At 55.9% G+C, this 9,664-nt stretch carries 6 protein-coding genes; 1 reads left to right on the forward strand and 5 read right to left on the reverse strand.

All coding sequences use genetic code 11. The features are described 5' to 3' along the window. Positions 1-246: 246 nt before the first annotated feature. Positions 247-858 (forward strand): ACP phosphodiesterase, encoded by a 612-nt coding sequence (locus tag BF12_RS0113330; RefSeq protein ID WP_024952706.1) that lies wholly within the window; start codon positions 247-249, stop codon positions 856-858. Positions 859-887: 29 nt separating this feature from the next. Here BF12_RS0113330 and BF12_RS0113335 read toward each other — a convergent pair whose 3' ends face one another. The 5 genes from BF12_RS0113335 to BF12_RS22240 form a co-directional block, all read right to left on the reverse strand. Continuing rightward, complete coding sequence (locus BF12_RS0113335; RefSeq protein ID WP_024952707.1) at positions 888-2,075, reverse strand: beta-barrel domain-containing protein; 1,188 nt, start codon at positions 2,073-2,075, stop codon at positions 888-890. Continuing rightward, complete coding sequence (locus BF12_RS0113340) at positions 2,072-4,336, reverse strand: type I secretion system permease/ATPase (protein ID WP_024952708.1); 2,265 nt, start codon at positions 4,334-4,336, stop codon at positions 2,072-2,074. Before BF12_RS0113340 ends, BF12_RS0113335 begins: the two co-directional genes overlap by 4 nt. Then, positions 4,333-5,700: a TolC family protein gene (locus BF12_RS0113345; RefSeq protein WP_084488118.1), complete on the reverse strand. Its 1,368-nt coding sequence runs from the start codon at positions 5,698-5,700 to the stop codon at positions 4,333-4,335. The genes BF12_RS0113340 and BF12_RS0113345 overlap by 4 nt, the downstream gene beginning before the upstream one ends. Before the next feature lie 122 nt (positions 5,701-5,822). Beyond that, positions 5,823-8,093, reverse strand: coding sequence for a calcium-binding protein (locus BF12_RS23205; RefSeq protein ID WP_024952710.1), 2,271 nt, complete (start codon positions 8,091-8,093; stop codon positions 5,823-5,825). Continuing rightward, positions 8,090-9,664: Ig-like domain-containing protein (locus BF12_RS22240; RefSeq protein ID WP_035160148.1), on the reverse strand; the 1,575-nt coding region annotated here is incomplete at its 5' end. The genes BF12_RS23205 and BF12_RS22240, both read right to left, overlap by 4 nt.

Below are 9,664 nucleotides of genomic sequence, written 5' to 3' on the forward strand. Positions count from 1 at the left end.
CGACATAGCCCGGCAGCATGCCAGAATAGGGCGTGTCAGTATCACGGCAGATGACGGTAAGGCGGACGCCAGGTTCTGGCTGCATGGCGAAGCGCATCAGCACACCGACGTGGCTATGACCACCGCCGATCAGGACAATATCTCGCACAACGGGTGCTTGAGCAGGCATGGACGCAGACGGCATCATAAGTCTCGATAGCAGGGGAAAGGCATGGCAATCGGTATCAGAGGCAGGAGTCTAGCAACTTGAACTTTCTTGGTCATGCTCGCTTGAGTCTGACGGGCAGCGATAACTTCCTGTTTGGCAACCTGATTGCCGATGGCGTGCGTGGTAGTGATCTCAGTGACTGGCCAGCCGAGATAGAAGCGGGCATTCGATTTCATCGACGCTGTGATGCGGTCATTGATGCGCATCCCGAGACGCGTTGGCTGCTGACGCAGGTGCCCTCTGCGTCGCGCCGTGTGGCAGGTATCGCGCTGGACATGATGTGGGACCACCTACTGGCAGGTGACATGCAGGACGCTGAGATTGCACGACTCTATCGATTGCTGGCCCGCGAGGATGTGCCATCACGCCTGGCGCAGTTGATTGAGTGGATTGAGGTGCGTGATGCGCTCAGGCGTTATGGCGAGCTGGAGTTTACGCTAGCGACCATCGCCACCATGGGGAAACGATTATCGCGCAATCCTCGAAAACGCGGTGATGACAGGGTAGAGATTGGTGGTTTTGCGGAACGTTTCGACAATCCGTTGGAGGCTCTGACGCCATGGCTGGCAGACAACCGCGTATTGCTGGAGGACAGCTTCGCGCGGTTGTGGCCGGACATGCTGGCATTGCGCCAGCCGTCCCTTCCATGATGTCTCACAATGGTTTGCGGCGCGCGTGATCAACGTAGTTCAAGACGCGTGAACGGACGCAGCAGGTAGGAAAGTACACTGCGTTCACCTGTCTCGATATCTACCGTGGCGATCATGCCGGGCTTGATCGGCAGTGTTTCACCATTGTGCTCAAGCGTGCTGGTATTGCTGCTGACCAGTACGCGGTAGTAGCTCTCCTCGCCGCGTGGCGTCTCTTCTTCCAGCGTATCCGAGCTGATGCGCTCCACCTTGCCTTTCAATGTCCCGTAGACGGCATAGTCATAGGCGCTGATGCGAATGGTGGCCGGCATGTCAGGCGCGATGAAGGCAACATCCTGCGGACGAATGCGCGTCTCGAAGACCAGGGTGTCTTCCAGCGGCGTGATCTGCATGATCTCTTCACCCGGTGGGATGACACCGCCACGGGTGGTGATCGAGATGTTGTTGACGATACCGCGCACCGGCGACAGCAGACGTGTACGGTCCAGCTGGTCGCGTCGCTGCACGGTGGTTTCCTCCAGCGCTGCCAACTCTGACTTCTTGTCGGCAAGCTCAGCGTAGGCGTCCTGCAGGTAGGTATTGCGGATCTCGGCCTGGCGTCCCTTGAGCTCGGCGATCTCACGATCCAGCTTGAGCATTTCCATCTCGCCGACGGCGCGACGTTTCACGAGGGGACGAATCACGGCGAGCTGACGCTGGGCAGCATTGATTTCCTTGCTGACAGCATCCAGAGCGCTATCGCGACGTTTGCGGCGGGCGGTGAACAGTTCACGCTCAGTAGTTGTTAGTGCAGTATTTTCTCTGACCTGCTCAGAAAACTCGATATTCGATTTGTCCAGCACCTCGGCTTCCAGTCGGCCGATGGTCGCTCGCAGGGCCTGTGCCTGGCTGAGTGATTCCATATAAGCCGAGCGGAAGCGCGTCTCATCGATGAGTGCCAGCATCTGGCCTGCCTCGACGATTTCGCCTTCATTGACGCGTATCTCATCGAGAATGCCGCCTTCGAGGCTCTGGATGGTCTGCTGGCGGGAGGAGGGGATGACCTTGGCCTCACCGCGTGCAACCTCGTTGACCTCGGCCCAGCTGGCCCAGCCGACAAAGAGTGCGATGACCAGTAAGCTGGCCCATAGCAGTGGGCGTGACCAGTGACTCTCGAGACGCTGATCAGGTGTGCCCAGTTCACGTTTGAGTTGTTCAGGATCGAAGCGCTGGCTCATGAGGCCTCCTGACGAGAAGCGGAGGGCTTGGCGTCAGCAGATTGCTGCTTGGCCATGATTTGATCCAGCGGGCCATCCATGATGCGTTTACCGTGACGTAATACGACGGCGCGGCCGACCCAACTCAGCAATGCCTTGCGATGTGTGGCAAGCACCAGCGTGCGTCCTTCAAGCCACGGTGCGAGAGTCTTGATGACGTGCAGTTCAGTGGCTTGATCAAGCGAGGCGGTGGGTTCGTCCATCAGCACCACGCTCGGGTCTTGCAGCACCAGCCGTGCGAGGCCAAGGCTCTGACGCTGGCCGCCGGAGAGGCTGTAGCGATCGTGCAGCATCATGTCGAGGCCCAACGGATGGCGGCGGACGTGGTCGCCCAGGCCGGTCATCTCGATGACTTCAAGCAGGCGACTATCACTGATATCTCGACCATCGATGCACAGATTGTCGCGCAGGGTGCCACTGAACAGGCTGATGTCCTGTGGGAGATAACCGATGGCGCGCTGGCGGTCGACCGGATCAATCTGCGTCAGAGACAGATTGTCCAGCGTCAGCTCACCAGCGGTCGGGGTGAAGTAACCCGCCAGTAACCTCAGCAAGGTACTCTTGCCAGCACCGTTGCCGCCCAGCAGCGCGATGTGTTCGCCGGCCGCGATGTTCAGACGATCCAGCGCCAATGCTTCAGGCGCTTCCTCGTCATAACGCCAATGCACGTTCTCGGCCTGATAACGGCCATGGGCATTGGCCAGACGCGCAAAACGTCGGTCAGCCGGACGCTCGATATCCGTGTCTATCAAGTTGTCGAGTCCCTCCTTGGCTACCTTGACGTGCTGCCAGCGACTCAGGAGTGCGCTGATCTGAAGAGTCGGGCCGATAGCACGGGACGAAAGGATGGAGCAGGCGATCAAGGCACCGACACTCAACTCGCCGGCCATGATCAGATAGACACCGCCAATGATCACACCCACGTAAGCTAGCTGCTGCATGCCGGTGCCCCAACTGGTCAGCCAGGCCACGGCATGGCGGAAGGTGACGCCGCGATGTGTCTGCTCTGAAGTGAGGCGTTGCCACTGACGGGTGGCATGACCCTCTGCTCGGCAAGCCTTCAGATTCTCGAGATTGTCCAACGTCTCCAGCAGCACGCCATTCTTGACCGCCGATTCACGCATGCCTTCCCGCGACAGGCGCGCTAGCCACGGCTGGGCCAGCAAGACCGGGATCAGCATCAGTACAATGGCGACGATCGGCACCCAAACCACCGGCCCGCCCAGCAGGGCGATCAGCCCAAGAAACAGCAGGGCAAAGGGGAGGTCACCACAGGCCCCGAGAGTCGAGGCGGTGAAGAATTCACGAATCGCATCGAAGTCGCGAATCTGGCTGGTCATTGCACCGGTAGAGCGTGGCTTGGAGGCCAGCCGCATCTGCACGGTATGACGGAAGATATGATCGTTGAGCTCGAGATCGATCTGTTTGCCGGAGTTCTCGATCAATTGGGCGCGTAGCGCACGCAGCAACGCCTCCAGTCCAATGGCCAGCATGACGCCGATGGCCAGTGCCCACAGGGTATCGACAGCGCCTGTTGGTACGACACGATCATAGACCTGCATGGCGAACAGGGCGGTCGCGACGGCGAGTAGCGCGGCGAGCGACGATGACAGCGCCACCTCGACAAATACGCGCCAGTGCCTTTTGAGGCGTGAGGTCAGCCAGTGGCCCTGAGTTGCTTGGCTATAGCCTTCGGCACGATCCAACGAGATCTCGCCATGGGCAAAGAGTGCCATGCCAGCGTAATGTGAGGTCAGCTTGCTCAAGGGCTCCCAATACTCGCCTCCCGAGAATGGGTCCAATAGCTTGAGGGCAGGGCCAGTGCTCGATGCAGGCGTTGGAGTCTCGCCGTCGTCTACTCGAGGCGAATGTGCATCATCGGGATCCTGTGGCGTTTCGGGCTTGTCGAATTGATGCTTTTCGTCGTGGGCGAGCAGTACGCGACTGCTGCCGTCTTCCATCAAGATGACACACGGCAGCAGGCTGCCGGGAATCTCTTCGAGTGGCGCGGTGCTCAGGCGGGCAGCAATTCCCTGACGTGAGAGCGCTTGTTCGAGGTTCTGTGGCGCTAGCCGTCCACCAGTGAGCGGCATGCCGTGGCAGAGCCGTTCGATATCGATGCCGTGACCCTGCATGCGCAGCAGCTGCCTGACGCTTTCGAGAAGAGAGTCTGGCGCATCGGTGACCCGTGCTGTTGATGATGTCTGCGCAGTGACTGTCATGGACTGACTCCTGCATTGATCTTCACGTTGGCGTCGTGTCGTGCAGTTGAACCATTGACCAACGGCAATGCACCGAGTTGGCTGGCAAGGTCGTATTGATCAATCAGCAGCTGTGTATTGAGCTCAATCATCTGGCGGCGTGCGGTGAAGATTTCCTTCTCGATGGTCAGCAAGTCCTCGATATTGCGCGTGCCGGTGATGAACTGATCGCGATAGCTACTGCGTAGCTGACCACCGCTGCGGGCCTGTTGATCAAGCGCCTTGATGCGGGCCTCTACGGCAGGTTGGCTGGCAGATAGGCGCTTGATCTGGCGGCGAAGCTCTCGGCCAGTGGCAGCAGTTTCAAACTCTGCAGCCAGCAGGCGTGCACGGGCGGCATCAGGCTGACGCAGGGGGGTGAGGCCTTGGAAAATCGGAGCCTCGATGCGTAGCCCGATACTGTTATCCGTCACGATCTCATCGTCGACTTCACGGCGGGCCGTTGAGGCTTCTAGCCGCAACTCGGGCCAACGTTCGGCTTCAGACAGCGACAAGGCATGTCTTGCTGCTGTCTGCTGACTGGCGTTGCTTCGATAGGCCGGTGCATTGGTGATGGCAGTATCCGTAATGGTGGGATCGCGTTCCAAGTCAGCCACGATAGGTAGTGCATCAGGGGCTTTAAGCGGCACGTCATCGAAGGAGCGACCACTGAGTATCTCGAGCTCTTGCTTGGCGGTATCAGCGTCTCCTCTGATACGCGCTAGCCATTCGCGAGCGCTAGCGAGATCAACAGCGGCACGATCAAGCTCAACCCGATCACCGTAGCCAGAGAAAGTACGGTCATTGGCTAATCGCTCCAAATCTTCCAGTGAGGTGATGTAATCACGTACGCGACGAATCATGGCGCGACTGGCACCGAGGTTGATATAGGCGGCGATGGCTTTTTGCGCGACTTCCATACGCGTTTGATCCAGCCGTTCATGTTCGAGGTCTCGCTCGGCTTCGCGCTGATTGACTTCAGCCTCCACCTGTCCCCAGTCATAGAGCATCTGACTGAGAGTGATTTGATAACCACTACCACTGAAGTTGTCTTCGGTACCGGCATTGGCCTCGAGACGCGGGAGATATCCATCTTCAGCAATATCAATTTCAGTATTCGCAGTGCGGATGTTAGCGCGTGCCGAGGCCAGACGAGGGTCTTGCTCGATAACGTTCTCAAGTACTTGTGCCAAAGAACGTGAGGCTTGTTCGTTAGCTGATAGAGGTGTTGTAAAACCTGCCACCATGACAGTAACGGAGATGGAGAGCGTGAGTGCAGAAAGCCGCGGATAGCGAGGAGGCCCCGACCTCGCTGAAGGTCGATGACTGAAAAGGGTGGGCATCATGTAGCTCCTTGGCCCCAGGGATCAAGCCCTGAAGATGCGTCGTCCTGACGCTTCATTATGTGGTTCGTGTTTCATATGACCCGACCAATAGAATGCGCCTCCGAAGAGGCGCATTACAGGGCTTAACCGTTACTGGTGTTAACGGTAATGTCTTGGTCGATATACAAGGTGGCGCTTCCTAGTTCATAAGTATCATAGGTCGTGCCGTTGACGACTTCCGCCCCTGTTGATGTCGCACCGTCAGCCGCTACGGTATCGTCATCATCACCTTCGATACGCAGGATATCGTCAACATCGGTGAGGTTGAGCACCGTTGCTTCATCGATAGTCAAGGTGGTACCGGTATCACTGCTAGCACTGATATCCAGTACTTCGATGTTGGTCATCAGGTTGGCATCGACACCGGCGACCAGCAGTGTCGTCAGGTCGATACTCTCACCGGTATTATCGAAGCGCACGGCGTCTGTACCTACTCCTCCATCAATTTCAAACTCGAGAGTGGAGGTCACGATGACATCGTCTCCCTCGCCACCGGTGAAGATATTGCGACCATCGCCACCGAACAGCAGGTCATTACCTTGATTGCCGATCAAGGTATCGTCACCGTCCCCACCTCGGAGAAGGTCATTGCCGCTCCCACCTGTGAGAGTGTCATCGCCGGCATAGCCGTAGAGCTGCACATCAATCAAGGCAGAGCTTTGATCGATGGTATTGCCGGTCGTATCGCCATCAAAGACTGAGTCATCATTACCGTCCAGCACTCCAATGTCAGCCAGAGATGCCAGGCTTTGTGTTGTGCTGGCGCCATCGGAATCAGTGGCAGTGATGGTGATGGAGTTGAGCACCTCCACATTAGCGATGCCATCGTTTAGCGCTATTGTCGATAGCAGTTCATTGATGGCGAGATTGTCGATATCGCCACCGTCCACGGCTGTGATGGTGATGCTGGCTTCGGGAGCCACCAGCCCCAGTAGTCCCGCACGACTCGTGGTTGTGAACTGCAGTCCCAATTCTGCAGCGAGTTCGCTGTTAGCCGTAAATTCTGGGCCGGTAAGTAATGTGCTCCCCACCTCGACACTCAACAATGGCTCGAAGGTGATCGTGACAGATGCCAGATTTCCGTCAGCATCCGTGACGAATACATCGTTCTGTGAGAAATCGATGAGCCCAAGCGCTTCGAGCCCAACAAGTCCAAGTAACTTGCTGCTACTGGCGGTGACTTCAGGTGCAGAGTTTGTCGTTGTGTCCGGCTCTGTACCACCTTGGCCATTGAAGGTGACCTTGCTGCTAGCGGTATCACCGTCGCCATCAGTGACCGTGAAGTTTACATCGGAGCTGATATCACCAAAGACCGTAGAGGAGTTGGCCTCATCAACGATTAGCTTGCCTTGCTCAAGCAAACCAGCAATGATTTCTTCATCAGTGGTGCTGTCGGCAACAAGGTCCACTCCTGCCAAGTCAATGTAATGATTGACTTGGCTTGCATCGTACCCAGAAGAGAATCCACCGCCGGTACTGATGGCGATAATGGTCTTATCCAGGCCAGCATCGTAAGTGATGTGCAAGAAGCTGGTGAGGTTATTGGCAGCATTGCCGAGACGCCACTCTCCTTGCAACATGCCGGAAAGGTCGATGATATCGCCGCCGGCTCCACTCAGGGGCAGGCTGGTATCAAAATCGGTGATGGTGTCGGTCTCGATGCTGCCATCGCTGGTGATTTCATCGCCTGCTTCCCAGCGGAAGACGTCAACCCCAGCGCCGCCGGTAAGTGTATCGTCACCTGTTCCACCGATGATCAGATCACTACCACCACCGCCATTGAGTATGTCATTTCCTTCTCCACCGCGGAGAATATCTGCCTGTGCGCTGCCGGTGATCTCATCGTCGCCAGCGAAGCCATAGAGACGGGCACTGCCGGTTTCTGAGGCTGCAGTCAGTTCTCCTGTACTCTCAGTATCTTCAATGACAGTAGCAGTGGTGCTGTTGCTACCGCCTAAAACACTCAAGCCAAGCAAACCACTGACATCGGCAGTGTCACTGAGCCCACCACTATCCTTGACTGTGAGAGTTGTTTCGCCAAGTGCATCAACGTCTATGGTACCATCTGACGTTATGACAACAGTAGCCAAGAATTCATTGAGCACCTGCTGATCAATTATCCCGCCACCCACTTTATTTATCGTTAGGGTAGAGGCTCCAATTAAAGTAATAGAACCGATCCCAAGATCAAGTTCGATACCTGTGGTATCAAGCGTGACCATGAGTCCAAGTTCGTCGGCAAGCTCCTGTGAATAGCCGAGTGTCACATTGGGTGACAATACGTTGAGTCCAAGAAGTGCGGATTTCTCGATCACGACTTCAGTGATGTTATTGTTGGCGTCACTGACACTCAAGTCTTGAGTGCCTGCCAGGTCAATAAGCCTAGCGCTTCAATATCGACGATGCCCAGCAAGCCGCCTTGGCCACTTATCGTAGCTTCTGGTGCGCTATTCGGACTATCGGCAATAGTGGAGCTACCACTATTGTTATAGGTGTAGGCACCTGTCTCGACGTTGATCGTGAGAGTCTCACCAAGCACCGTTTCTATCGTCAGAATACCATCGGTGATAGCAATCGTATTACTGACATCGATATCTATGAGCTCAGAGCTACCACTCACAGTGGCGCTTGATAGGTCATCGGATACAGTGAAGGTGACACCATGAATAGTGGTCTGCTGAACATAACCACCATCCGCACCGAATCCACCATCATCACCGAGGGCTGAGCCGTCATAGTCAGTACTGAGAGCAGATACGACAACGAACTGGTTCGCTTTAACCGTTGGGATATCATCCACAACCTTGATGTTGATATTGCTGGAGAGACTAGTGGCCCCATCGTCCAGTTGGACGCCAACGTCAAAGGTAAGGCTATCAGCACCTTCGAGTTGATGATCAATTCCTTGCTGGATAGTCGTTGTGTAGTTGCCGTTATCATCGATAGTGATTGTGATGAAAGCAGATTCAATACCGGTATCTTCATCGGTATAAATCGCCTGCAGAGTCTTGCTATCCGCAGACAGGCTCCAGATAAGTAGCTGGCTTTTTGCCTCAATATCAACTGTTGTAGGCTTCACTAGTGTGAAAGTAGCACCGGTCGATACATTGCCGAAAGACAATACACCACTATCAGTAGCAGAAGTAATATCTGAATCGCTATCAGATGCAGGTGCGATAGCAAAGCTTCTGAACATCCTTCCTGCAGCAGGGGCTGCTCCAATACCATCTTCTGTTACCGCTGAACTCCCAGACTCCACGAAGGGTATTGTACTCACTGTAATTGAGAACGTATTTGAGGAATTGCTGACGTTACCAGCCATATCGGTTGTAACAGCGCTGAAGGTATAGTCACCATCGGCGAGTGCCTCATCTGGCATGAATGTCCAGTTACCACGGTCATCGACACTTATAATATCCACCACATCTGACCCATTGTAGAGAGTCAGAGTGCTGTTGGCTTCCGCTGTACCCCCAATGAGAGGAATTGTGTCATTGGTGCTATCACCATCGGTAAGAGGGCCAGTCGATGTCTCGACATCATCAATAATGCTGACGATGACTGGCGCGGCCGGTGCGGTCATATCCACTGTCACCGGCCCGAGGCTGATTTCATTGCTGACGTTGCCGGCGACATCGGTCTGACGAATCTGGACATCACCTTCGGCGTAGATGCCCTCATCAAGAGAGAAGGTGGTGCCGGTGCCGTCGAGCCAGATCTCGCCATCGACGGTGTATTCCCATGTCGCATCGGTTTCGAGGCCCGATACGGTGACCTCACCATTGCTGGTGATGCCGTCATCGTTGATCGCGGTATCCGTGGTGAGTTCCAGGGTCGGGTTCGCAATGGTTACATCGACGGTCACCGGCCCGAGGCTGACCTCATCGCTGACGTTGCCGGCGACATCGGTCTGACGAATCTGGAC

The sequence above is a fragment of the Cobetia crustatorum genome, assembly GCF_000591415.1.
In the GTDB taxonomy this organism is placed as follows: domain Bacteria; phylum Pseudomonadota; class Gammaproteobacteria; order Pseudomonadales; family Halomonadaceae; genus Cobetia; species Cobetia crustatorum.

Coding starts and splice junctions, on each gene's coding strand:
- BF12_RS0113340 (WP_024952708.1), bottom strand. CDS start 4,336: ATGACAGTCACTGCGCAGACATCATCAACAGCACGGGTCACCGATGCG.
- BF12_RS0113335 (WP_024952707.1), bottom strand. CDS start 2,075: ATGAGCCAGCGCTTCGATCCTGAACAACTCAAACGTGAACTGGGCACA.
- BF12_RS0113345 (WP_084488118.1), bottom strand. CDS start 5,700: ATGATGCCCACCCTTTTCAGTCATCGACCTTCAGCGAGGTCGGGGCCT.